This window comes from Burkholderia sp. Bp8963 (genome assembly GCF_003854275.1).
GTDB lineage: Bacteria > Pseudomonadota > Gammaproteobacteria > Burkholderiales > Burkholderiaceae > Burkholderia.
The window spans coordinates 60861-85432 of the sequence record NZ_QTQP01000014.1 but is presented as its reverse complement, the minus strand read 5'-3'; the positions used below and the strand labels follow the sequence as shown (position 1 = coordinate 85432).

Here is a 24572-nt window from a genome sequence, read left to right as displayed (position 1 = left end):
ACCGCGTATTTTACCCGCGTCGCAGGCGGCTTTCGCGCGCGGGCACGTCGCCGCCGCATGTCACCTCATGTCACCGCCGCATCTCGCCCCGCATCTCGCTGCAAACGACGCTGCGCTCGACGGTAAACGCGAAGCGCCGCGCGAGGCGCTCGCCCGGCGCGAGCAGTGTCATCCCGTGCGCGGCCCCGCCGCCCGGCAGGTTCACCGCATTGATCGGATGATCGACCGGCTCGAAGCAGAAGAAATCCGCGCCCGGCGGCGTGTACAGCACGTACGCATCGGCATCGGCCGCGACGGTCAGCGTGATCCCGCGGCGCGGCCAGCTGACCGTCGCATGGCCGCCCCAGCCCGTGAACGCATGGTTCACGAGCCCGGCCGGCAGCGGATAAGCGACGCCGAACTGCCATGCAGGCGGCACGCTCACGTGCCGCACCGGCAGGAAGTCGGCGCCCGACAGCCACAGCCCGCCGGCCGCGGCCGCGAGCTCGGTGGCATCGTCGCGCACGAGGAACGGATGCACGCCGAGCCCGAACGGCAGCCGTACACGGCCGGCATTCTCGACCGTCAGCGCAATCGACAGCGTCGCGTCGTCGAGCAGGTAGGTCTGCGTCGCGCGAAACGCGTACGGCGTGCCGTGACCGTGGTCGAGCGACAGCTGCAACGACGTGGCTGTCGCGTCGTCGACCCGCCAGTGCGCGAGCCAGCCGTCGCCGTGGATCGGCAGCGGCTCGTCGCGGCGGTTGCGCGGCACCGCGACGCTGCGGCCGTCGCATTCGAAACGCGCGCCGCCGATCCGGTTCGAATACGGCAGCAGCGGATAGCACGCGAGCTCGTTCGGATCGGTCGCCGTCTCCGGGTGCTCGCAGCGGCGGAACACCGGCGTCAGCGCGCCGCCGTCGCCACGCCAGTCGAAACGCGCGATACCGCCGCCGAGGTGCGGCAGCACTTCGAGCCGCAGCGCCGCATTCGACAGCGTAATCGCCGCCGCATGCGACGCGCCGACGCCCTGCGCGAACGCGGCGGTCTGCGGGCCGGCGCTGACCGGCTGCGCGGCGGCGGCGAGGCGCGCGCGGCGCGATCGGGTCGTCGAAGTCGGTTCGCGCAGGGAGGTGGCGGTCATAACGGGTTCCTTCGTCAAAGAATCGGTTCGGGTCGCGGGCGGGTCGCTCGGCCGGTCACGCCCAGCCGCCATCGACGATCACGTCCTGCGCGGTGATCATCCGGCTGTCGTCGGCCGCAAGGAACAACGCCATCCGCGCGAGATCGGCGGGCAGCAGTTCGGCATCGAGGCACTGGCCGGCCTTGATCGCCGCGCGCCCCGCGTCGTCGAGCCACAGCCGGCGCTGCTTGTCGGTCATGACCCAGCCCGGCACGAGCGAATTGACGCGGATCCCGAACGGGCCGAGATCGCGCGCGAGGCCGCGCGTGAGGCCCTGCACGGCCGCTTTCGCGGTCACGTACACGGGATAGCCGCCGTTCTTCAGCATCCAGCTGATCGAGCCGAGGTTGATGATCGCGCCGCCGCCGAGCTGCTTCATGTCGTCGATCACGGCCTGCGCGGCGAAGAACTGGTGACGCAGGTTCACCGCGATGCCCGCGTCGAACGATTCGGGCGTCACGTCGCCGATCGCGTGGCGCGCGTCGTTCGCCGCATTGTTGACGAGCACCGCGATCGCGCCGATCCGCGCGCGGATCGCGTCGATCGCGCGACGCAGCGCGGCAATGTCGGACAGGTCGCATTCGATGAAGAGCGGCGCATGACGCGCATGCGCGAGACGTTCGGCGAGTGCGCGGCCCGCCGCGGCGTCGAGATCGACGAATGCCACGCGCGCGTCCTGCGCGACGAAATGCTCGACGAATGCGGCGCCGATGCCGGTCGCGCCGCCCGTGATCAGCACCGCGCGGTCGGCGAGGCTCGGATAGCGCGCATAGTGTGCATCGGGTGTGGTCGTATCAGTGGTCAAATCGGTGCTCAAGTCGGTGGTCATGCCGGTCGCCTCCATGGGATCAGTCGCGCGCGCCGCGGTTCTTCAGCTGGTCGAGCAGCACGGCCGCGAGCAGGATCGCGCCGCGCACGAGGTACTGGTAGAACGCGTCGATGTTCAGCAGGTTCATCACGTTCTCGACGGTGCCCATGATCAGCACGCCGATCACGACGCCCGAGATCGTCGCGCGGCCGCCCAGCAGCGACACGCCGCCGAGCACGCACGCGGAGATCACGTTCAGCTCGAAGCCCTGCGCGGCATTCGGCTGGCCCGACGTGATGCGCGATGCGAGGATCACGCCCGCGAGCGCGGTCACCGCGCCCTGGATCAGGAAGATGTAGACGCGCGTGCGCTCGACGTTGATCCCCGCGAGCCGCGACGCCTCGGGGTTGCCGCCGATCGCGAGCGTGTTGCGGCCGTAGACGGTCTGGTTCAGCAGCACGCCGAACACGATGAAGCACAGCAGCGTGACCCAGATCGGCAGCGAGATGCCGAACATCGTCAGCCCGCCCAACGCGATGAAGGTATCGGACGACACGCCGACGGCCTGCCCCTTCGACACGATGAAGCCGAGCCCGCGCACGATCTCCATCGTCGCGAGCGTCGTGATCAGCGCGTTGATGCGCAGGTACGCGATCACCGCGCCGTTGACGAAGCCGATCGCCGCGCCGGCCGCGACCGCCGCGACGATCGCGACGAACGTGTTGCCGGTCGCGTTGAGCACCATCGCGCACAGCACGCCCGAGAACGCGATGGTCGAGCCGATCGACAGATCGAAGTCGCGCGACGCGAGACAGAACATCATCGTGCACGCGACCATCCCGATCTGCGAGATCGACAGCGCGAGGCCGAGCATGTTGTCGATCGAGAAGAAGTGATCGACGGTCAGCGACATCGTGACGAACATCACCGCGAAGATCGCGATCAGGCTGTACTCGGCGAGCTGCTGCCACCATTTCTGGCGGTCGTTCTGCGGTGCCAGCGCGTCGGCGGCCGGCTTCACGGCGGCGCTGGCGAGGTTTTCTCTCACTTGCATGGTCATGTCTCCTGCTCCTGCATCGCGCGGCGCAACGGCCGCGCGGGATCGAAACGAATGTCGTGGTGGATGGCGGTGGATTCAGGCTGCCTGTGCGGCGCTCGACTGCGGCAGCGCAAGGCTCAGCACCGCATGCTCGTTCGCCTGCGCGCGCGGCAACTCGCCCGCGATGCGCCCTTCGCGCATCACGACGATGCGATCGGACACGCCGAGCACTTCCGGCAGTTCCGACGACACCATCACGATCGCGCAGCCGCGCTCCGCGAGCCGGTAGATCACGTCGTAGATCTCGTGCTTCGCGCCGACGTCGATGCCGCGGGTCGGCTCGTCGAGGATCACGACCTTCAGGTCGGGCTCCGCGAGCCAGCGCGACAGGATCGCCTTCTGCTGGTTGCCGCCCGACAGGAAGCGGATCTTCTGCCGACGGCTCGGCGTCTTGATCTTCAGCCGCTGGATGAAGCGGTCGGCCGTTTCGTTCTCGGTCCTGCGGTCGATGAACAGGCCCGCGCGCAGCGAATGCCGGCGGCAGCTGATGTTGATGTTCTCCGCGACCGATGCCATCGCGATGATCCCTTCCTCCTTGCGGTCCTCCGGGCACAGCACGATGCCGTGGCGGATCGCGTCGCCGGTGCGCTTCACGTCGATGCGCGCGCCGTCGAGCGCGAGCGTGCCCGCGCGCTTGCGATCGGCGCCATAGACGAGCCGCATCAGCTCGCTGCGCCCCGCGCCGACGAGCCCGAAGAAGCCGACGATCTCGCCTGCGCGCACCGCGAAGCTCGCCGGCGCGCGCAGCGCGTCGCCCTCGATTCCGTCGACCGACAGGCGCACGTCGCCGAGCTCGCGCGGCGCGTAGTGATAGATGTCGGCGATCTCGCGCCCGACCATCTCCGCGACGAGGCGCTCGCGCGGCACGTCGGCGAGCGATGCGTGCGACGCGATCCGGCGGCCGTCGCGAAAGATCGTGCACGCGTCGCACAGCCGGTAGATCTCGTCCATCCGGTGCGAGATGTAGATCAGCGCGCGGCCGTCGGCGCGCAGGTCGTCGACGAGCTTGAACAGCACCTCGGTCTCGCGGTGCGACAGCGAGCTCGTCGGCTCGTCGAGCGCGATCACGCGCGCGTTGCGCATCAGCGCCTTGCAGATCTCGACCATCTGCCGCTGCGCGATCGACAGCCGGCCGAGCTTCGCATCGGGATCCAGATCCACGCCCATCGCCGCGAGCCGCTCGCGCACGTAGCGCTTCGCGTCGCCCTTCCTCACCCAGCCGAACGCATTCGGCAGGCGGCCTAGCAGCAGGTTCTCCGCGACCGTCAGGTCGGGCACGTACTGCAGCTCCTGGTGGATCACCGCGATGCCGGCCGCGATCGACGCCGCCGCATTCGCAAAATGCACGGGCCGGCCGTCGACCAGCACGCCGCCCGCATCGGGCTGATATTCGCCGCCGAGAATCTTCAGCAGCGTCGACTTGCCCGCGCCGTTCTCGCCCATCAGGCCGTGCACCTCGCCCGCCTGCACGTCGAACGAAATGCCGTCGAGTGCGCGCACGCCGGGAAACACCTTGCCGATATTGTCAAAACGCAGTGCCGCTGACACTTCGCCTCTCCAGTTACGATCGATCGACCGTCGGCCGCCGCAGCGCGCGGCAGCCGAGCGGGACGGTTACTTCGACGCGAGCCCCATCTCGTCGCGCACCTTGCCGACGTTCTCGCGCGTCGCGAGCATGCCGGTCGTCAGCGTGAGCGGCGGCGGCGCCTTGCCCTGCGTGATCCATGCGTACATCAGGTCCGAGGTTTCTTCGCCGTGGCGTTTCGGGCTGATGATCACGGTGCCGAAGAAGCCGGTCGGCTGCGGCTTCTTGAACTCGCTCAGCGCCGAGTCGGAGCCGCCGATGCCGATGCCGATCATGTCGGCGGCCTTGAAGCCGCGCCCTTCGGCCGCGCGCACCGCGCCGAGCACCGCTTCGTCGTTGAGGCCGTATGCGACCCAGTGCTTGAACTGCGGGTTCTTCGTGAGCGCGATGTTCGCGGCGTTGAACGCGTTCTCGGTGTCGGTCTTCGCCTGCGGCGCGGCGATCACGTTGGCCTTCGGGAAGCCCGCGGCGACGAGCGCGTCGGTCGCGCCACTCGTGCGGTCATGCGCGGTCGGCAGCTGCTCGTAGGTGATGTCGATCGCACCGACCTCCTTCATGTTCCAGCCGCGCTTCTTGATCTCGGCCGCGATGCCGTCGCCGACCTGCTTGCCGATGTTGTACGCGGAAATGCCCATGTGCGGCACCGCGTCGAGCGGCTTGCCGGCGCCATCGACGAGGCGGTCGTCGACCGTCATCATCTTCAGGTTGTGCGACTTCGCCTTCGCGACGATGCCCGGTCCGAGCTTCACGTCAGGCGTGCAGATGATGAAGCCCTGCACCTTCTGCGCGGCGAGGTTGTCGATCGCGCTCATCACCTTCTCGCCGGACGGCGCACCGATCTTCACGAGCGTGAAGCCCTTGTCTTTCGCGGCGATCTCCGCGAACTTCCACTCGTCCTGGAACCACGGCTCCTCCGGCTGCTTCACGAGAAAGCCGATCTTGACCGGGTCGGCCGCGTGCGCGAGCGGGCTGCCGATCAGCACCGCGGTCGCGGCAGCGAGCGTGACGAATGTTCTGCGTTTCATCTCCAGTGTCTCCTTGTCTTCATCGATCGGAATACGGCCGCCTGTTTGTGTCGACGCAGCGCGCACGCGGCCATCTCGCGCTGCGGTCTTTCGATTCGGTCCTTCAGGTCCTGCAAGCCTTTCGGGTCCTTCGAGTGCCTCGCGTCCTTCGCGTCCTTCAGTCGTGGTACAGCGCCGCGCGCCCGCCATCGATGGTGATGCAGGTCGCGTTGATGAACGGCGCCTCGTCCGACGCGAGGAATACGGCCGTCATCGCCACTTCTTCCGGCTTGCCGATCCGTTTCATCGGCTGCAGCGCAAGCGTGCCGGCCCGCGAGGCAGCCGGGTCCGGCTGCGCATCCCACCAGTCGCGCGTGAGCTGCGTGTCGATGTAGCCCGGCGCAATCGCGTTCACGCGCACGTTGCGCGCCGCGTATTCGATCCCGAGTGCGCGCGTGAGCCCGAGCACGCCATGCTTCGCGACCGGGTACGGAAAGCAGCCGGGGATGATCCGGAATGCATGGGTCGACGCGATGTTCACGATGCTGCCGCGCCCGCGTTCCACCATTCCCGGCAACGCCGCGCGGCAGCCGTGCCACACGCCGTCGAGATCGACCGCGAAGCAGCGCCGCCAGTCGTCGTCGGTCATCGTCAGCGGATCGCAGAACACATTGATGCCCGCGTTATTGACGAGCACGTCGAGCGGCCCGAGCGCTGCTTCGGTCTGCACGAGCGCGTCGCGCACCGAGTCCTGGTGCGTGACATCCGCGTGCAGCGGCAGAACGTGTGCGCCGTCGACTTCGCACGCGATTACGTCCGCACTCGCGCGTGCCTGCGGGAGATCGAGATCGACGAGTGCGACCGCTGCGCCCTCGCGCGCAAACGCGTGCGCGATCGACGCGCCGATCCCGCGGCCCGCGCCCGTCACCATCGCGACCTTGCCCGCGAGGCGCTTCATTACGCGGCTCCGCCGCGCGCCGCGCGCAGGCCGGCCTGGAACGCACGCGCGTTCGCCGCGGTCGCGTCGGCGGCCTGGCCGGGCCGGTACAGCGCCGAGCCGAGCCCGAAGCCGCTCGCGCCGGCCGCAAGAAACGGCTGCATGTTGTCGGGCGTCACGCCACCGACCGGAACCAGCGGCACCTCACGATCGATCACTGCGCGCCATGCATTCACGACCGCCACGCCCAGCTGCTCGGCGGGGAACATCTTCAGCACGTCCGCACCGTTCGCCAGCGCGGCGAACGCTTCGGTCGGCGTTGCGACGCCCGGCGCGCTCGCGAGGCCCAGTTCGCGCGCGCGGCGGATCACCGCGCCGTCGCTGTGCGGCATCACGATCAACGCGCCGCCCGCGTCCTGCACGCGGTCGACGTATTCGGGCCGCAGCACGGTGCCGGCGCCTACGATCGCGTCGTCAGGCAGCGCGCGGCGCAGTGCAGCAATGCTGTCGAACGGATCCGGCGAATTGAGCGGCACCTCGACGATGCGAAAGCCCGCTTCGTAGAGCGCGTGGCCGTGCGCGGCCGCTTCGGCAGGCGTGATGCCGCGCAGGATCGCGATCAGCGGGCACGCATCGAACGCGCGCATCAGCGCGGGATGCGGCGTGTACGGCGCGGGCAGCGTGAGTTCGGACGACATGAAGGGCTTTCCTCCGCAAACGGTCAGGTTCATTGATTGGCGCAAACCGGCGCGTTGTCCGCGCGGACGAGCCCCGCGCGCGACGCGATCTGCCACAGGCCGCGCTCGGTCGCATGCGCGGCAACCCGCACCTGCACGCAGCCAAATGCGTGCAGCGCGTCGACGTAGCGGGCGCACAGGCCGTCGTCGCCGATCAGCAGCATCGGTTCGTGCGCGAGCGTCGTGCCGCGCTCCGCGAGCATCGCGTCGAGCGCGCCCAGCTCATGACCGATCAGCAAGCCGGACAGGTAATCGCCCTGCGCGTCGGGCGCGAGGCGCCCGGTCAGGCCGAGCGTGCGCGTGCTGAAAATCGTCGCCAGCACGCCGGCGCGCTGCGCGCCGCGCGCGACCGCCACGCCGCGCAGGAACGCGTCGCGATCCGGCGCTTCGGGCGCACGCATCGTGCGGCCGAGTATCGTGTGATCGCGCAGCACCGCGAACAGCTCGCCCGTCATGAAGGTCTGGAAGCGTTCGATCAGGCCGTCCTTCACCCACGCCCATTTTGCGTGCGTACCCGGCAAGCCGATCAGTACCCCTGAACGATCGACATCAAACGTAGCCACGTCGGCGAGTGCGCCTAATATCTGCGTTTCTTCGCCGCGCATCACGTCGGGCAGCTCGCCCGTCGCGATCACGCCCGGCACGATCGACACGGTCGTGCCGCGCGCGGTGTCGACCGCGACGATGCCTGCGACGAGCGCATCGGCGTCCGCGGGCAACGCGACATACGGCGCGGCGCGCCAGCCCTGCGCGCTGCCGACCATGCCGGCGGCCAGCACCGGCACGCCGGGCGCACGATCGAGCCAGTCGCCGCACACGTCCTCGAACACGGCGTCGAACGCGCGCGCGCCGCCGGCCGGCACGTGCATCACGCCCGCCGCGCGACTCTTCGTCGCGAGCAACGCGCCGTGCGCGTCGTACAGATACGCGCGCAGCGACGTCGTCCCCCAGTCGAGCGCGATCAGCGACGGGACGGCGGTGAAGGTTTCCGGAGCGGTCCGGGTCGGATTCGTCATCGTTTGATCCTGCGTGTACCCTGCGGCGGGCTCCAGCCCAGTTCCGCGGAAATGGCTCGCGCTTCGCGCTGCACGAGCGGAATCAGTTCGTCCATCCGGTCGTGCGGCATATACGGAATCGTGCTCGCGACCGACACCGCTGCGACGATCGCGCCGGACGCATCGCGGATCGGCGCGGCAACGCAGCGGATCGACGCTTCGTTCTCCTCGAGATCGAACGTGTAGCCGCCGGCTGCGTAATGCGCCATGCGCTGCAGGAACGCGCTCGCATCCGGCCGGCGATCAGGCTTGAAGTTCACGCCGGCGAGTGCGCGCCGCGCGGCGTCGAACAGCGCGTGCCATCCGTCGGGATCGAGGTCGAGCATCATCGCCTTGCCGATGCCGGTCGACGCGAGCGGCATCCGGTGGCCGACCCGCGAGCGCATCTCGAGCCCGCGGGTGCCGGGAATCTTGTCGATGTAGAGCACGTCGTCGCCGTCGCGCACGCCGAGGTGGATCGTGTCGAGCGTCGCTTCGGCGAGTGCTTCGAGATGCGGCCGCGCGACCGCGGTCAGCGGCATCTGCTCGAGCGCGATCGTGCCGAGCTCGATCAGCTTCGGGCCGAGCAGGTAGCCGCCCTGCACCTGGCGCAGGTAGCGCGCCTGCACGAGGCTGCTGACGAGACGGTGCGTGGTGCTGCGCGTCGTGCCGAGCGCGGCGGCGATCGAGCGCATGTCGCGCGCGCCGTTCGCGATCGCTTCGAGGATCGCGAGGCCGCGCAGCAGCGTCTGCGTGCCGGCCTGCTGCGCGGCAAGATCGAGCGGCGTGCTGGTCGCGCCGATGCTGTCGGTGAGCGCCGGCGCGTCGTCCACTACCGGGCGGCGGCCGTCGAGGGCAAGGGATACGGGCATCTTGGTCATGAGCGGACGGTCTTCAACGGAATCGCGGATACCGCTCGCGCACGGGCCGGACCGTGGCCCGGCACCGCGCGACGGCGGTGGTCGATGCACCGAGGAAAGCGCCCGGCGAACGTCATGGAAAGTGTCTCCGTGTGCGTCGGGCGCCGCGCGATGCGTGGGTCCGAAGCTTGTCGATGTGCTTCGGATTGTAGGAGCGCACGCATTCATCTCCAATATTTGAATGCGTTGCCCAGATATTGAGATTGAATGGATCGATGTAGTGTGACGCTGAAAAAAAACGGGCGCGCAGCGATGAACTGCGCGCCCGTGGTGACGGCGTCGGTGCCCGCGATCCGCCGCGGGCCCGTCCCCGTTTTCCGGTGCAGGAAGTCGTTACTGGCAGGTCATTACTGCGCGGCCGTTACTGCTGGCTCGCGCCCTGCTGTTGCATGTAGCGCTGCACGTCGCTGAACGACACGCGTCCGCTGCCGGTCGAGTCGATCTGCTTGAAGTGGTTCGCGACGTAGCCGAGCCCCGCCGCGCGCGCCTGCGCTTCGCTCACCGTGCCGGTGTTCTGCGTGTCGGCCGCACGGAACTGCCGCGCGAGCTTGGCCACCACCTGCGCGTGCAGCGCGGCGCCGGTCGTCTGCGTGCCCGCGGTCGGCTTGCGCGCGGCGGGCGGCACGTACGGATCGCCGAGTTGCGCCTGGCGGGAACGCACGGGCGTCGCGTCGCTCGCCTGTGCGACTGCGGACACGGACGTCACGATGCTCCCGCACGCGAGCGCCGCGGCAACGACGAAAAATCGCTTCTTCATGTCAGGCTCCAGTCTGGAATGAGGTCGTCGACGGCCGGCGACGGGCATCCGGCGGACGGCGCCATGGACGCACGCCGCCGGATGCCTGTCGCCGGTTACGCGCATCGCATCAATGCGCGGCCGCGTTGTAGAAGGTCACCAGGTCGGCTTTCTCCTGCGGGCGCGACGTATCGTCGAGATAGACCATGTGTCCACCCTGATAGTCCTTGATCGTCAGGTTCCGCTGCGACCCGAGCCGCGCGAGATCGAGCTCCGTCTGGTAGAACGGCGTCGCGATGTCGTGATACCCGTTCAGCGACAACACCTTCAGCGCCGGATTCAGCGTCAGCGCCGCGGCAAGATCGGGGATCGTGTCGGGCATCGCGAGCCCGTCGTGACTCCAGTCCCACGTCTGGATCGCATCGCTGCTTACAGAATAGGCCGATTGCGCCGAGTACTTCAGCTCGCCCGGCAGGTAGCGGCCGATCGTGTCGGTGAACGGCTTCGTGATGAACGAGCTCGACGGATCGCCGTCCGCCGCGAGCGGGCTCGACAGCGGCACGTTCACGCGCGCATCGTAGCGGCCGATCAGCGTGCCCGGAATCAGCGACAGCTGGTAGCTGTTGTCGAAGAAGGTCGGCACCACGTTGAAATCGGCATTCCACAGCGACGCCTTCACGCCCGTCGCGTTCGCCATCGTCGTGACGAGACCGCTCGGCGGCGGCGTATGGCTCGCGAGATACGCGTTCACCGCCGGCACGTACGAGCCGGCCGTCAGCATGCGCATCTGGTCCGCATACGGCGGCAGGCTCGACGGGTTCGGATTGTCGAGCTGGTAGTACGCGCCGACCGTGCCGTAGCTCGGCACGAAGCCCGCGCAGCTCACCGGGCTCGAACCGTTGTTCGAGTTGCCGATGTTGTTGCTCGCCATGTCGCAGTTGGTGTTGTAGTCGAGAATCGACGACTGCAGCACGATGCCCGCGAGATTCACGCCGGCAGTCTCGAGCAGGTTCGCGAGCACGTCCGTGCGAGGCGTGCCGTACGATTCGCCGAACAGGTACTTCGGCGAGTCGTTGCGCTGGTTCACCGCCAGGTAGCGCATCACGAAGTCGCGGAACGCGCCCGCGTCCTCGTCGACGCCCCAGAAGCTCTGGTTCGTGTTCGGCGCGATCGCTTCGGAGTAGCCGGTGCCGATCGCATCGACGAACACGAGATCGGTCGTGTCGAGCAGGCTCTCCGCGTTGTCGACGAACGGGAACGACGACGTGTTCGCGTTCGGGTCGCCGGTCTGCACGCGTCGCGGGCCGAACGAGCCGAGATGCAGCCACACCGACGCGGAACCGGGGCCGCCGTTGTACAGGAACGTGACCGGCCGCTTCGCCGCCGGCTGGTTGTCGGCCGTATACGCGACGTAGAAGAACGACGCTTCCGGCGCGCCCGTCTGCGGATTGCGTGCGGTAAGGTGGCCGGTCGTCGCCGTGTAGCGGATCGTCTTGCCGTTCAGCGTGATCTGATGATGCGTGACGGCCGCGCGTTCAAGCGCGGCGGACGCGTCGATCGACGCGGTCGGACTCGAGGAATAACTGTTGGGATCGTTGTACGGCTTGTCCGCCTGGGCGGCGGGATCGGCTGAGCTGTCGGCACTTGCGGAACCGGAGGGCGACGTCACGTCGTCTCCGTTGCACGCCGCCAGAATCAGCGAAGAGAGAACCACACCAAATAACAGCTTCGCTTTGCTCGCTGGCATCGTTGTTTTCCTTCTCTCGAATGTCGTTTTCTGTGTCGAGCGACCGGATAAGCCGCCCCCCGCCTCGAATGCGCGGCCGATAAGCCGAGGCGCTGGCCAATATACGCGAGCCGACCCTCTTTGAAAAATTTGGAAATATTTGAAGGGCGGACGATGCAGCGCACACCTTTCGGAATCGATTCGCGTTCCGAAACATTGCATTTCATCGGTCTTTCAAACAGGTGCCTGTTTAGCGGCTGCCGCTAAACCCGCAAGGAATTCGGGACATATCTGCAAACAGACGCGCACCACCCGCCGGCATTGCTCAGGAATCTGAAATAGACGAATTCATCTAGACATTGCGCAAACGTTTTACAAGCGCGCGTGTTCGTCGCAGCGCAACAAAGACGTTGTAACGACGGAACGGACAGGCGGGCGGAACCGCCGCACTCACTCGGTCTGCGGCAACGCGGCTGCGCCCATGCGCCGGGCGATCACGGCCGCGCGCTGCGCCTGGTAAGCGGTGCCGCGATGCGCATCGAAATAGCGCGGCTTCGGCAGCATCACCGCGAGCCGCGCGGACTGCCACGCACCCAGCCGGCTCGCGGGAATCCGGTAGTAGTAGCGCGCGGCGGCGTCGGCGCCATACACGCCGCGCCCCCATTCGACGGAATTCAGGTAGATCTCGAAGATCCGCTCCTTGTCGAGCAGCGCCTCGAGCATCCACGTGATGATCAGCTCCTGCCCCTTGCGGATGTAGCTCTTCTCGCGCGACAGGAACAGGTTGCGCGCGAGCTGCTGCGTGATCGTCGAGCCGCCGGCGACGATGCGGCCGCGCGCCTTGTTCCGCTCCCACGCCTGCAGGATCGCGTCGACGTCGTAGCCATTGTTGGTCGCGAAAGTCGCGTCCTCCGACGCGATGATCGCGCGCTTCAGGTTGCGCGAGATCTGGTCGTACGGCACCCATTGATGCTGGATCGACGCGGGCGGCTTGTCGCGCGACAGCCACCACGCGTCGGTGCGCATGAACGCGGTCGAACCCGGATTCAGGACCGACCAGATCGCGATCTGCGCGAAGTAGAACAGCTGGGTCGCGAGCCAGGCGCCGGCGAACACCGAGCCCGCATAGACGAGCCAGCGGGCCGGGCCGACCGACCGCGCGCGCTGCGCACCGCTCACCGCCACCACCGCCGGCGCGCCTCCGTTCAGTGCGCGGCGAGCGCCTGGCGCAGCGCGGCGAGCACCGGCGCGCCGTCCGGCCGCACGCCGCGCCAGACGAAGAACGATTCGGCCGCCTGTTCGACGAGCATCCCGAGCCCGTCCGCCACACGTGCGCCGTGCGACGCCGCGTGCTGCATGAACACGGTCGGCTGCGCGCCGTACATCATGTCGTACGCGAGCGTGCCCGCGCCGAACGCGGCCGGATCGCATTCCGGCAACGCGGCGTCGAGACTGCCCGCAGTCGCGTTGACGATCACGTCGTACGGCTCGGCACGCATCGTGTCCGGGCCGCCGCCCGCCAGCGTGCAGCCCGCGTCGTGCGCCGCCTGCGTGAACTGGCCGACGAGCGTTTCCGCCTTGCTCGCGGTGCGGTTCACGATCGTGATCGACAGCGGCGCGCGATCGAGCAGCGGCAGCACGACGCCGCGCGCCGCGCCACCCGCGCCGAGCAGCAGGATGCGCGCGCCGGCGAGCTGCATGCCGAGATTCGTCTCGATGTCGCGCACGAGGCCGACGCCATCGGTGTTGTCGCCATGAATCCGGCCATCGGCATCGAAGCGCAGCGTGTTCACCGCACCGGCGGCTGCCGCGCGCGGCGACAGCGTGTCGGCGAGCGCGTGCGCCTCCAGCTTGAACGGCACCGTCACGTTCGCGCCACGCCCGCCTTCGGCGATGAACGCGCGCACGGCGGCCTCGAAGCCGTCGACGGGCGCGAGCCGGTGCTCGTAGGCGACCGGCTCGCCCGTCTGCGCCGCGAACTGCGCGTGGATGAACGGCGACTTGCTGTGTGCCACCGGATTACCGAACACGACGTAGCGGTCTTGCCCGCCCGTCGACGCGGCCGAATTCATGATGCGCGCTCCTCCTCGTCATTGTTGTTTTCGGCGCCGGCGGCGGCGCCATCGCCGTCCCCGGCTGCCGTGCCGGCGTCTGCCTCGGCGAGCGCTTCGGCCTCGGCTTCCGCCGATGTGTCGTCCGCGTCGAGCAGCACGTCATCGACGCTCTCGTCGCTCTCGCCTTCCTCTTCCTCGGCCGCCTCGCCACCCGACACCGTCGGCGCGTCGAGCACGTTGAGCAGGCGCACCGACGCCTCGATCGTCAGCTCGTCGATCGACATCACGTCGAGCAGCACGCGCGTGCCGCGCGCGTGGACGCCGAGCGCCGGCACGTGCAGCAGCAGCGGCACGTCCTCGAGACGCACGAGGTCGCCCTTCACGACGGTCGCGACGACCTGCCGCTTGCCTTCCTGGACGAGCCAGCGCAGACACCAGAAATACTCCATCCGGCGCTGGTAGTCGGCGTAGGCCGAATAAGTGTCGTCGAAGCCCTGCACGACCGCGTACAGATCGGCATCCTTCGGCTTGAACGGCGCGGCGAGCTTCGCGGTGACGCCATGCTGCACGCACGCGAGCAGCTGCCACTGGTTGACGAGGTCGACGTAGCGGCGCAGCGGCGACGTGCTCCACGCGTACTGCGGCACGCCGAGGCCTTCGTGCGGCGCGGCCGTCGTCTGCATCCGCGTGCGCTTCGGGCCCGGCGCGCCGAAGCCGCGCTGCGAGCGATAGATGCCGGGCACCGTGTGATCGTGCAGGAACGCGCCCCACGTCGAGTTCGCGAGAATCGCGAGCTCCGACACGATCAGGTCGAGCGGCGAACCGCGGCGGCGCGGCGTGATCGTCACGTGTTCGCCGTCGACGTAGAAGTTGTAGTCGGTGTTGCGCTGCACTTCCCGCTTGAGCCCGTAGCCCGCGCGCGCCTGCTGGCGCTTCTCGAACAGCGCCTGCGCGAGCGGCCACAGCACCGCGATGTCGTCCTTGTGCGGATAGTCGCCACTACCGTCGGCGAGCGTCTCTTCGGTGACGAGCTCGTCGAGCGTGTTGTGGCGCAGGTTGTTCTTCACGAACACGAGTTCCGCGCGCGTCTCGTTCGCGACGATCTCCTGCGTGTCGCGGTTCACGATGATGTACAGCGACAGCGCCGGGCGGTAGTCGCCCTCCTTCAGCGTGAACACGTCGACGACATCGTCCGGCAGCATCGTGATCTTGTCGCCGGGCATGTAGACGGTCGACAGGCGCGTGCGCGCGATCGCGTCGACCGCGTCGCCGCGCACGATGCCGAGCGCCGGCGCCGCGATGTGCACGCCGATCCGCACGCGGCCGTCGGCCAGGTGCTCGACCGAGAACGCGTCGTCGATTTCGGTCGTCGTGATGTCGTCGATCGAGAACGCATTGACGTCCGCGCGCGGCAGGTCGTCCGGCAGGCTGCCGACCGCCACCGGCGGGAAACCCGTGCCGTGCGGGAAGAATTCGGCGAGGAAGCGCGCCTCGTGCAGCGCCCGCGCGGACGCGATGCCGCCGCAGTCGAGCATCAGCCGCGCCGGCGACACGCCGCGCGCGCCGGCCGCCGCCTCGAGCGCCTTGTACTCGATCGCGTTCTTGTCCGGGCGCGTCAGCAGCCCGAGCACCTTGCCGTCGAACGCCTCCGGCAGCTTGCCGGCCTTCAGTTCCTCTTCGTACTGCGCCTGGACGAGCGCCTGCTGGCGCTTGCGCTCGAGCGACGCGAGCGCCATCTTGAGCTGCTCTTCCGGCGCGCGCTGGTATTGGCCGCGCCCCTTGCGGCGGAAGTAGACGGGCGAGCCATGCAGGCGCAGCACGAGTGCCGCGCGCTCGACCGGGCCGTACGTTGCGCCGAAATACTCGTCGGCGAGCGTCGCGTACGCGAATTCCTCGGCCGGCGCGCATTCCCACAGGAAGTCCAGGTCGATCTGCTGCGCGGCCTCGTCGGCCTGCTGCATCAGCTCGCCCGCGGCCGGCTTCTCGAATTCGATCAGCACATCCTTCGCGCGCACTTTCGCGCGTCGCCCGCCGGGCAACTCGACCTGAAACGCGTCGCCCTGGCGCGACAGCACGCTGCCCGCCTTGAAACTGCCCGATTCCTCGAAGAAAACGTTCACTCAGTACTCTCGTTCAGACTGCCGGGCGCCGCCGTCGATAGCCGGCGCCGCGTGATGATGGGGGTTCGATGACCTGGTGCCGGCTTATGTCGCGTTGTCGTCGCAAAATGCGAGAACGTCGTCGACATAGTCGGCAAATTCGCTGATTCCGTGATCGCTGCCGTCGATCACGCGGGTTTTCGCGCCGGGATAATGGGCGAGCATCTCGCGATAGTCGAGCACTTCGTCGCCCTTCGCCGCGAACAGATAGTAGCGCTCGGGGCGCGTGATCGCCGGCACGTGCAGCGCGTCCAGTTCGTCCAGATGATGCCGCTCGACGACGATCGTGCCACCGCCATGCCACAGCGGCTGCTCGCCGAGATACTGCTCGAGGTCGCGCTGCGGCTCGGTGGCCGGATTCAGCACCACCGCCTTCCAGCCGTGCCGCTCGGCGAGCCACGTTGCATAGTAGCCGCCGAGCGAGCTGCCGATCACCGTCACGTCGCGCGCGCCGGCGACCTCGGCCTCCGCCGCCGCGATCGCCGCGAGCGGCGACATCGACAGCGACGGACAGCGCCATTCGCCGGCGCGGCCCAGTTCGGCCATGCGCGCGGCGAGCAGCTGCGACTTCATCGACTGCGGCGACGAGCGGAAGCCGTGCAGGTAGAGGATCACGCGCGGCTCCCGCTGGCGTCGAGCGCTTCGAGTGCGTCAAGCAGCTTCTGGTGGACGCCGCCGAAGCCGCCGTTGCTCATCACGAGCACGTGATCGCCCGGACGCGCGGCCGCCGCGACCGCCTTCACCAGCAGATGCAGATCGTCGAACGCGTGCGCTTTGTCCCTGAGCGGCGCGAGCGCTTCGCCAAGGTTCCAGCCGAGCGCGTCGCGGCCGGCCGGCGCGCCGTAGCCGAACACGAGGTCGGCGTCGGAGAGGCTCGCCGGCAGTTGCGACTTCATCACGCCGAGCTTCATCGTGTTCGAACGCGGCTCGAGCACCGCGAGGATCCGGGTATTTTGCCGGCCGATGCGTGCGCGAAGGCCGGCGATCGTGGTTTCGATCGCGGTCGGATGGTGAGCGAAGTCGTCATAGACGGTCACGCCGTTCACGCTGCCGCGCACTTCCATGCGGCGCTTCACGTTGCGGAACGACGCGAGCGACGCGGCCGCCTGCGCGGGCGGCACGCCGACGTGGCGCGCGGCGGCGATCGCCGCGAGCGCGTTCATCCGGTTGTGCTCGCCCTGCACCTGCCACGCGACTTCGCCGAGCCGCTCGCCACGCCAGTAGACGGCGAAGCGCTCGTCGACCGGCACGCCGTCCTCCGCGGGCAGCGCCTGCCAGCCGCCGTCGACGCCGAAGCGCTCGACCTCGCTCCAGCAGCCGCGCGTGAGCACGCGTTCGAGCGCGTCCTCGCGGCCGTTCGACACGAGCCGCCCGACGCCCGGCACGGTGCGCACGAGGTGGTGGAATTGCGTTTCGATCGCGGCGAGATCCGGGAAGATGTCGGCGTGATCGAATTCGAGATTGTTCAGCACGGCGGTGCGCGGCCGGTAATGGACGAACTTCGAGCGCTTGTCGAAGAAAGCGGTGTCGTATTCGTCGGCCTCGATCACGAAGAAGCTCGAATCGGTCAGCCGGGCCGACACGCCGAAGTTCAGCGGCACGCCGCCGATCAGGAAGCCCGGGTTCAGGCCCGCGTCCTCGAGCAGCCACGCAAGCATCGACGACGTCGTCGTCTTGCCGTGCGTGCCCGCGACCGCGAGCACCCACTTGCCAGCCAGCACGTGCTCGCCGAGCCACTGCGGGCCCGACACGTAAGGCAGGCCGCGATCGAGGATCGCCTCCATCAGCGGATTGCCGCGCGTCACGACGTTGCCGATCACGAACAGGTCGGGCTTCAGGTCGATCTGCTCGGCACCGTAGCCTTCGATCAGCCGGATGCCCTGTGCCTCGAGCTGCGTGCTCATCGGTGGATAGACCCCCGCGTCGCAGCCGGTGACCGTATGCCCCGCCGCGCGCGCGAGAACGGCCAGACCGCCCATGAAGGTGCCGCAGATGCCAAGAATGTGGATGTGCATAGGTGAATGCTTTCGCGCCGCCGGGCGCCGTCGATTCGGAAAGAAGGGTCTGCGGCGCGCCGGACAAGCCGCGCGGCCGGCGCTCGTCGCCGCGACACAAAGAGCATTATTGTAACTGACGGCCAGCCGTGGCCGGCGACGCGAACGGACGCCGCGAGCGCACGGCGACAGGCGGCCGCACTGCGTTCGGGCCGCGTTCGGGCTGCGTTCGGGCCGCTCGGCGATCGAGTATGATTGCCGCATCATGTCTCGCAAACCCTTAGTCGATCCGCGGCGCGTCCGCGAGGAAATTGCCCAGGCCGCCGCGCGTCTCGTCGCGGAGGACGGCCTGGACTACGCCAGCGCGAAGCGCAAGGCCGCCCGCCAATTGCTCGGCGACTCGCGCGTTGCTGGCGAATGGCTGCCGGATAACGACCAGCTGGAGGAAGAACTGCGCGAATACCTCGCGCTGTTCCAGAGCGATACGCAGCCGGACGAATTGCGCCGCCTGCGCGAGGTCGCGCTCGACTGGATGCGCCGGCTCGCCGACTTCACGCCGTATGTGACGGGCGCCGTGCTGAACGGCACCGCGAACGCGCATTCGGACATTCACCTGCAGACGTTTACCGACAACCCGAAGGACGTCGCGATCTCGCTGCTGAACCAGAACGTCCAGTACGACGTGTCCGAGACGCGCCACTTCGCGGGCCGCCGCGACGTCGAGACGCTCAGCTTCCTGTGGCGCGGCCAGCGCGGCGCGGAGCCGGTCGGCATCCACGTCGCGCTGTATGCGAGCGACGACCTGCGCGGCGCGGTGAAGGCCGATGCGCGCGGCCGGCTGCCGCGCGCCGATGCGGCCGCGCTGCGCGCGCTTCTCGAGGCGGATGACGCCCGTTCCGAACCCACCTGATCCAATGATGAACACGAAAAGCATGCTGGCGCTCGCCGTCGTCGCGGCGGCCGCCGTCGCGGGCGGCCTCGCTGCCGGCCACTGGCTCCGGGGCGAGCCGGTCGACCCGGTCGATACCGTCGCCGAAGCGGCGCCCGCCCCCGGCAACCCGGTCGACCAGCTCTGGGCCGCCGCGCTGACCGACGTCGACGGCAAGCCGGCGACGCTGGCATCGTTCAAGGGCCAGAAGATCGTCGTCAACTTCTGGGCGTCGTGGTGCGGCCCGTGCGTCGAGGAGATGCCGGAACTCGTCGCGCTGTCGCACGAGTACAAACAGAAAGGCATCCGCTTCGTCGGGATCGGCGTCGATTCCGGACAGAACGTGAAGAACTTCCTGCAGAAGGTGAAGGTCGACTACCCGGTTTTCGTCAGCGGATATGCGGGCGCGGATCTGGCCCGTAATTTCGGAAATACGGCCGGCGCGCTGCCATTTACCGTCGTGATCGACGAACATGGCAAAATCCGCGAGACAAAATTAGGCCAGATCAAGCCAGCCGAACTGAAAAAGGCGCTCGATGCGCTTTGAACGAGACGTGCGCGCGAGTTGCACGTTGCCGGCGATTTGTATTGCGATCGGCGCAATTTCGCGTGAAATCGCCGATACTTTGCGCGCGAGCCGGTAATTCTTACAGGCTTCGCGCGCGCGGCCGTTTGGCAAAACTAGACAAATTTCTCTAAATAGCGCTAAAGTTCGCGCAATTCCGCAGAAATAGAAGCGACCATGACACGATTGCTGGTGCTGCACGGCCCGAACCTGAACCTTCTCGGCACCCGCGAACCGGAGGTGTATGGGCGCGTCACGCTGGCGCAGATCGATCAGGCGCTCGCCGCGCGCGCGCAGGAAGCCGGTGCCGAACTGACGTCGTTCCAGAGCAACCATGAAGGCGCGCTCGTCGACCGCATCCAGGCCGCGCGGGATGAACAAACCGATTTCATCCTGATCAATCCGGCTGCGTATACGCACACGAGCGTTGCGATCCGGGACGCGCTCGCCGGCGTCGGCATCCCGTTCGTCGAGGTTCACCTGTCGAACGTGCACCGCCGCGAAGCGTTCAGGCACCACTCCTACTTTTCCGACCAGGCCGAGGGCGTCATCTGCGGGCTCGGCTGGAAAGGTTATCTGTACGCACTCGAGTACGCGCTCGACAAGCTGCAAGGCGCATCGCGCGGCTGATATTCACGATCTAGATTCAGCGCCGGCCTCAACCGGCGCTTTCACGTATTGAAAGGGGAATTCCCGATGGATCTTCGCAAGCTGAAAACTCTGATCGACCTCGTCTCCGAGTCGGGCATCTCCGAGCTGGAAGTCACGGAAGGCGAAGGCAAGGTGCGTATCGTCAAGAACGCGCCGCCGGTCTACGTACAGCCGACGGCTGGGTATGCCCCGCAAATCAGCGCACCGGCGCAAGCCATGGCGCTGCCGACCGAGAACGCAGCCGCCGGCGCGCCGGCCGGCGCACCTGCTGCGGCCGCACCGCAGGGCCACGTCGTGACGTCGCCGATGGTCGGCACGTTCTACCGTGCCCCGTCGCCGGGCGCCGACCCGTTCGTCCAGGTCGGCGACACGGTCAAGGAAGGCCAGACCCTTTGCATCATCGAAGCGATGAAGCTCCTCAACGAGATCGAGTCGGACAAGGCCGGCGTGATCAAGGAAATCCTCGCCGAGAACGGCCAGGCCGTCGAATACGGCCAGCCGCTTTTCGTGATCGGCTAAAGTCCGCCGCGCGGCTTCCCCGCCGCGCGCCGCCGATGCTCTCCAGGCGCCGTTCGCGCGCCCCTCGAAGAGACGAATAATCGTTATGTTTGAAAAAATCCTCATTGCCAATCGCGGTGAAATCGCGCTGCGCATTCAGCGCGCGTGCCGCGAGCTGGGCGTCAAGACGGTGGTCGTCTACTCGGAAGCCGACAAGGAAGCCAAGTACGTGCGCCTCGCGGACGAAGCAGTCTGTATCGGCCCGGCCCCGTCGAACCTGAGCTACCTGAACATGCCGGCGCTGATCAGCGCCGCGGAAGTCACCGATGCCGAGGCGATCCACCCCGGCTACGGGTTCCTGTCGGAAAACGCCGACTTCGCGGAACGCGTCGAGCAATCGGGCTTCACGTTCATCGGCCCGCGCCCGGAGACGATCCGCCTGATGGGCGACAAGGTCACCGCGAAGCAGACCATGATCAAGACCGGCGTGCCGTGCGTGCCGGGTTCGGAAGGCGCGTTGCCCGACGATCCGAAGGAGATCGTGAAGATTGCCCGCGCGATCGGCTACCCCGTCATCATCAAGGCGGCGGGCGGCGGCGGCGGCCGCGGGATGCGCGTCGTGCACACCGAGGCGGCGCTCGTCAACGCGGTGAACATGACCCGCGAGGAAGCCGGCCGTGCGTTCGGCAATCCGCAGGTCTACATGGAGAAGTTCCTCGAGAACCCGCGCCACATCGAGATCCAGGTGCTGTCCGACGCGCACAAGAATGCGCTGTGGCTCGGCGAGCGCGACTGCTCGATGCAGCGCCGCCACCAGAAGGTGATCGAAGAAGCGCCGGCGCCCGGCATCGCGCGCCGCCTGATCGACCGGATCGGCGACCGCTGCGCGGACGCGTGCAAGAAGATGGGCTACCTCGGCGCGGGCACGTTCGAATTCCTGTACGAGAACGGCGAGTTCTACTTCATCGAGATGAACACGCGCGTGCAGGTCGAGCACCCGGTGTCGGAGCTGATCACGGGCGTCGACATCGTGCAGGAACAGATCCGCATCGCGGCCGGCGAGAAGCTCACGCTGCGCCAGCGCGACATCCAGTTCCGCGGACATGCGATCGAATGCCGGATCAACGCCGAAGATCCGTTCAAGTTCACGCCATCGCCGGGCCGGATCACGTCGTGGCACACGCCGGGCGGCCCGGGTGTGCGCGTCGACTCGCATGCGTACAATGGCTATTTCGTACCGCCGAACTATGATTCGATGATCGGCAAGCTGATTACCTACGGCGCGACGCGCGAGCAGGCGATCAGCCGGATGCGCATCGCACTGTCGGAAATGGTGGTCGAAGGCATCCAGACCAACATCCCGCTGCACCGCGAACTGATGATCGACTCGAAGTTCGTCGAAGGCGGCACCAGCATCCACTACCTCGAAAACCGGCTCGCGCAGAAGCAGCAGGTCGCACCGGAAGAAGCGTAACGCATGAGCTATCGCGAACTCGTCGTCGAACTGGCCCGGGAGCACGCGGAGGCGCTGTCCGACGCACTGCTCGAGCTGGGCGCGCTGTCGGTGTCCGTCGAGGACGCCGATGCCGACACGCCTGACGAACAACCGCTCTTCGGCGAACCGGGCCTCGTGCCCGAGCGCAGCGCGTGGCAGCACTCGCGCGTGATCGCGCTGCTGCCGCCCGATCACGATCCGGCCGTGCTGCTCGCGGCGGCCGCGAACGACATCGGGCTCGACGCACCGCCGGCATTCGTGGTCCGCGACGTCGCGGAACAGGACTGGGTGCGTCTCACGCAATCGCAATTCGACCCGATTCCGATCGGCGAGCGGATCTGGGTCGTGCCGTCGTGGCACGATGCACCGGACCCCGACGCGCTCGTGCTCGAGCTCGATCCGGGCCTCGCGTTCGGCACCGGCAGCCATCCGACGACGCGCCTCTGCATGGAATGGCTCGAGCAGTCGGTGAAGCCCGGCCAGTCGGTGCTCGATTACGGCTGCGGCTCGGGGATCCTCGCGATTCTCGCGCGCAAATGCGGGGCGAACCCCGTCTATGGCATCGACATCGACCCGCAGGCGGTCGAGTCGGCGCGGCAGAACAGCGAACGCAACCGCGCGGACGTCACTTACGGCCTGCCGGACGCATGCCCGGACGGCGAATTCGACATCGTCATCGCCAACATCCTGTCGAATCCGCTGAAACTGATGGCGTCGATGCTCGCATCGAAGGTGAAACCGGGCGGACACATTGCGCTGTCGGGCGTGCTTGCGCGCCAGGCGGACGAAGTCGCGGCCGTCTATGCGCGATACGTCGACATCTCGGTCTGGCGCGAACACGAAGGTTGGGTATGCCTCGCCGGAACGCGGCGGGAAAGCCATTAGAATAGCGCTCTGTCCTTCACTCTGGCCAGCAGGCCGCCCGGCTCGACATGCTTCTTGCGACGCGCTGTCCCCATTGCGAAACCGTGTTCCGCCTGCAGCAGGAACAGCTCGCGCTGCACAACGGGCTCGTGCGCTGCGGACACTGCCGGCAGGTGTTCGACGCGGCCGCTTCGCTCGTCGACGAACATACATCGCAGCCCGAACCGACGCCTGTCGTTGAGACAGGCAATGAGGGCGCGGCTGGCGATGGTATCGGCGCTGCCGAAGGCTCTGTCGCCGATGCGGCCGTCGCCCACCCATCCGCGGGCGAAGCGCCTGCTGCCGACACACCCGTCCCGGATCCCGCCGCTGCCGCCGGCGCGCATGCGCCCAAAGCAGCGGAACACGGCAGTCCGCACGCGGCGCACGCGCCACGGCTCTTCATCGACAGCACACACGACGTCGATGCTGCGCATGCCGACTTCCGGCCGGACCACTGGGACATGTGGGCACCATGGCTCGACGGCAACGTCGATCCGAGGCTGCAGCACAGCAGCCGCAGCGTCAGCACCGAACCGCTCGTACCCGTCGCACTGCCCGACAGTGGCGTGACGTCCGGCGCCGCGCCGGGTGTCGTCCGCCTGACCGGTACGCCGCAGCAACCGGCCCCCGATTTCCCGGCAACCGCCGAAGGCCCCGCCGCCACCCCTGCCACCGATACGCTGCCGCCAATCTCGCCCGCGCATGGCGACGACGAACCGACGGCTTCGGCCTACGCTGCCCTCGCCCGCACGCACGACGCGCGCGAACCGTACCTCGCCGCCGACGTGCCGCCCGCATCGAGCGCCGAAGCCCCGGCTGTCGACACTCGCGCCCCGCAAGCCCCGGACACCGGCGATCGCACGCCGATGTCCACTCCCCGCGACACACACGAGCCGCGCTTCATGGCCGACGTCCCGCCCGCGATCCCCGGTGCGGCAGCCGATGACGATCATGCAGCCAGTCGCACGGAACGCGAGCCGCGCTTCGCTGCAGATACATCGCGCGAGCCGTTCTCGGCCGCGCCCACCGACGACGATCGTCCGCCTTTCGCCGTCACGCGCGAGTCGCGTGCGCCGCAGCGGCGCGGGCTGTTCGGCGGCTTCCTGGGCGGCCTCGTGGCCGCCGCGCTCGCCGTGCTGCTCGTGGTCCAGCTCGCATGGTGGCAACGCGAGCCGCTGATGATCTACTGGCCGGTCACGCAGGGCTGGTTCCGCCAGCTGTGCGCGCCGCTCGGCTGCAAGGTCACGCCGCCGCGCGCGATCGACGGTCTGCGGCTCGACGCGTCCGACCTGCGCCAGATCGACGGTCCGCGCGTGCTCGAACTGAAGGCGCCGCTGACCAACCGCTACCGCGTCGCGCTCGCATACCCGTCGCTCGAGCTGACGCTGCTCGACGACACCAATCACGTCACCGTGCGCCGCGTGCTCGCACCGCGCGATTACGTCCGCCCCGGCACGCCGATCGAAGCGGGGCTGCCGGCCGGCGCGACGCAGACGATGATCGTTCGCATCGAGACGAACGGCACCCCGGCATCGAATTTCCGCGTCCAGATCTTCTATCCGTGACGCCCCGCGGCG

23 protein-coding genes are annotated in these 24572 nt (G+C 68.1%); 7 read left to right on the top strand and 16 right to left on the bottom strand.

All coding sequences use genetic code 11. The features are described from left to right. Positions 1–70: 70 nt before the first annotated feature. The 16 genes from DID96_RS14370 to mpl form a co-directional block, all read right to left on the bottom strand. Complete coding sequence (locus DID96_RS14370) at positions 71–1120, bottom strand: aldose 1-epimerase (RefSeq protein WP_124599966.1); 1050 nt, start codon at positions 1118–1120, stop codon at positions 71–73. Between the two features lie 55 nt (positions 1121–1175). Next, positions 1176–1988 carry an SDR family NAD(P)-dependent oxidoreductase gene (locus DID96_RS14365; protein WP_185732257.1) on the bottom strand — a complete coding sequence of 271 codons (813 nt, stop codon included), beginning with the start codon at positions 1986–1988 and terminating at the stop codon, positions 1176–1178. A 19-nt stretch (positions 1989–2007) separates the two neighbouring features. Next, the gene (araH, locus tag DID96_RS14360) at positions 2008–3021 is read right to left on the bottom strand and encodes an L-arabinose ABC transporter permease AraH (RefSeq protein ID WP_124599965.1); all 1014 of its coding nucleotides are present in this window, start codon (positions 3019–3021) and stop codon (positions 2008–2010) included. A gap of 81 nt (positions 3022–3102) precedes the next feature. Further along, a complete protein-coding gene (gene araG / locus DID96_RS14355; RefSeq protein WP_124599964.1) occupies positions 3103–4614 on the bottom strand; it encodes an L-arabinose ABC transporter ATP-binding protein AraG in 1512 nt (503 codons plus the stop codon). A 66-nt stretch (positions 4615–4680) separates the two neighbouring features. Continuing rightward, a complete protein-coding gene (locus DID96_RS14350) occupies positions 4681–5676 on the bottom strand; it encodes an arabinose ABC transporter substrate-binding protein (protein ID WP_124599963.1) in 996 nt (331 codons plus the stop codon). A 157-nt stretch (positions 5677–5833) separates the two neighbouring features. Continuing rightward, complete coding sequence (locus DID96_RS14345; protein WP_124599962.1) at positions 5834–6613, bottom strand: SDR family oxidoreductase; 780 nt, start codon at positions 6611–6613, stop codon at positions 5834–5836. Next, on the bottom strand, positions 6613–7290 hold the full coding sequence (locus DID96_RS14340) for a 2-dehydro-3-deoxy-6-phosphogalactonate aldolase (protein ID WP_124599961.1): 678 nt from the start codon (positions 7288–7290) through the stop codon (positions 6613–6615). The genes DID96_RS14345 and DID96_RS14340 overlap by 1 nt, the downstream gene beginning before the upstream one ends. Before the next feature lie 29 nt (positions 7291–7319). After that, positions 7320–8345, bottom strand: coding sequence for a 2-dehydro-3-deoxygalactonokinase (locus DID96_RS14335; protein WP_124599960.1), 1026 nt, complete (start codon positions 8343–8345; stop codon positions 7320–7322). Next, complete coding sequence (locus DID96_RS14330) at positions 8342–9244, bottom strand: IclR family transcriptional regulator (protein ID WP_124599959.1); 903 nt, start codon at positions 9242–9244, stop codon at positions 8342–8344. Before DID96_RS14330 ends, DID96_RS14335 begins: the two co-directional genes overlap by 4 nt. 400 nt (positions 9245–9644) lie before the next feature. Next, on the bottom strand, positions 9645–10040 hold the full coding sequence (locus tag DID96_RS14325; protein ID WP_124599958.1) for an EF-hand domain-containing protein: 396 nt from the start codon (positions 10038–10040) through the stop codon (positions 9645–9647). A 109-nt stretch (positions 10041–10149) separates the two neighbouring features. Then, on the bottom strand, positions 10150–11766 hold the full coding sequence (locus DID96_RS14320; RefSeq protein WP_185732256.1) for a S10 family peptidase: 1617 nt from the start codon (positions 11764–11766) through the stop codon (positions 10150–10152). 429 nt (positions 11767–12195) lie between these two features. Further along, complete coding sequence (gene mtgA / locus DID96_RS14315; protein WP_124599957.1) at positions 12196–12933, bottom strand: monofunctional biosynthetic peptidoglycan transglycosylase; 738 nt, start codon at positions 12931–12933, stop codon at positions 12196–12198. A 17-nt stretch (positions 12934–12950) separates the two neighbouring features. Beyond that, the gene (gene aroE, locus DID96_RS14310) at positions 12951–13817 is read right to left on the bottom strand and encodes a shikimate dehydrogenase (RefSeq protein WP_124599956.1); all 867 of its coding nucleotides are present in this window, start codon (positions 13815–13817) and stop codon (positions 12951–12953) included. Further along, on the bottom strand, positions 13814–15919 hold the full coding sequence (locus DID96_RS14305) for an RNB domain-containing ribonuclease (RefSeq protein ID WP_124599955.1): 2106 nt from the start codon (positions 15917–15919) through the stop codon (positions 13814–13816). Before DID96_RS14305 ends, aroE begins: the two co-directional genes overlap by 4 nt. 84 nt (positions 15920–16003) lie before the next feature. After that, positions 16004–16573, bottom strand: a complete 570-nt coding sequence (locus DID96_RS14300) for a YqiA/YcfP family alpha/beta fold hydrolase (RefSeq protein WP_124599954.1) — start codon at positions 16571–16573, stop codon at positions 16004–16006. After that, on the bottom strand, positions 16570–18099 hold the full coding sequence (gene mpl / locus DID96_RS14295; RefSeq protein WP_311767747.1) for a UDP-N-acetylmuramate:L-alanyl-gamma-D-glutamyl-meso-diaminopimelate ligase: 1530 nt from the start codon (positions 18097–18099) through the stop codon (positions 16570–16572). Before mpl ends, DID96_RS14300 begins: the two co-directional genes overlap by 4 nt. Positions 18100–18217: 118 nt before the next feature. On the opposite strand from mpl, the gene DID96_RS14290 reads away from it, so the two are divergent. From DID96_RS14290 to DID96_RS14260, 7 genes are all read left to right on the top strand, one after another. Next, positions 18218–18862, top strand: coding sequence for a UDP-N-acetylmuramate--alanine ligase (locus DID96_RS14290; protein WP_124599952.1), 645 nt, complete (start codon positions 18218–18220; stop codon positions 18860–18862). A gap of 7 nt (positions 18863–18869) precedes the next feature. Next, on the top strand, positions 18870–19427 hold the full coding sequence (locus DID96_RS14285; protein WP_124599951.1) for a TlpA disulfide reductase family protein: 558 nt from the start codon (positions 18870–18872) through the stop codon (positions 19425–19427). 195 nt (positions 19428–19622) lie between these two features. Next, entirely contained in the window at positions 19623–20075 is a 453-nt protein-coding gene (aroQ, locus tag DID96_RS14280) for a type II 3-dehydroquinate dehydratase (RefSeq protein WP_124599950.1), read from the top strand. Between the two features lie 66 nt (positions 20076–20141). Continuing rightward, positions 20142–20615 (top strand): acetyl-CoA carboxylase biotin carboxyl carrier protein, encoded by a 474-nt coding sequence (gene accB, locus DID96_RS14275; RefSeq protein WP_124599949.1) that lies wholly within the window; start codon positions 20142–20144, stop codon positions 20613–20615. Between the two features lie 85 nt (positions 20616–20700). Continuing rightward, positions 20701–22068, top strand: coding sequence for an acetyl-CoA carboxylase biotin carboxylase subunit (accC, locus tag DID96_RS14270; protein ID WP_124599948.1), 1368 nt, complete (start codon positions 20701–20703; stop codon positions 22066–22068). 3 nt (positions 22069–22071) lie between these two features. Beyond that, positions 22072–22974, top strand: a complete 903-nt coding sequence (gene prmA, locus DID96_RS14265) for a 50S ribosomal protein L11 methyltransferase (RefSeq protein ID WP_124599947.1) — start codon at positions 22072–22074, stop codon at positions 22972–22974. A 47-nt stretch (positions 22975–23021) separates the two neighbouring features. Next, on the top strand, positions 23022–24560 hold the full coding sequence (locus DID96_RS14260) for a DUF3426 domain-containing protein (RefSeq protein ID WP_124599946.1): 1539 nt from the start codon (positions 23022–23024) through the stop codon (positions 24558–24560). Positions 24561–24572: the final 12 nt, after the last annotated feature.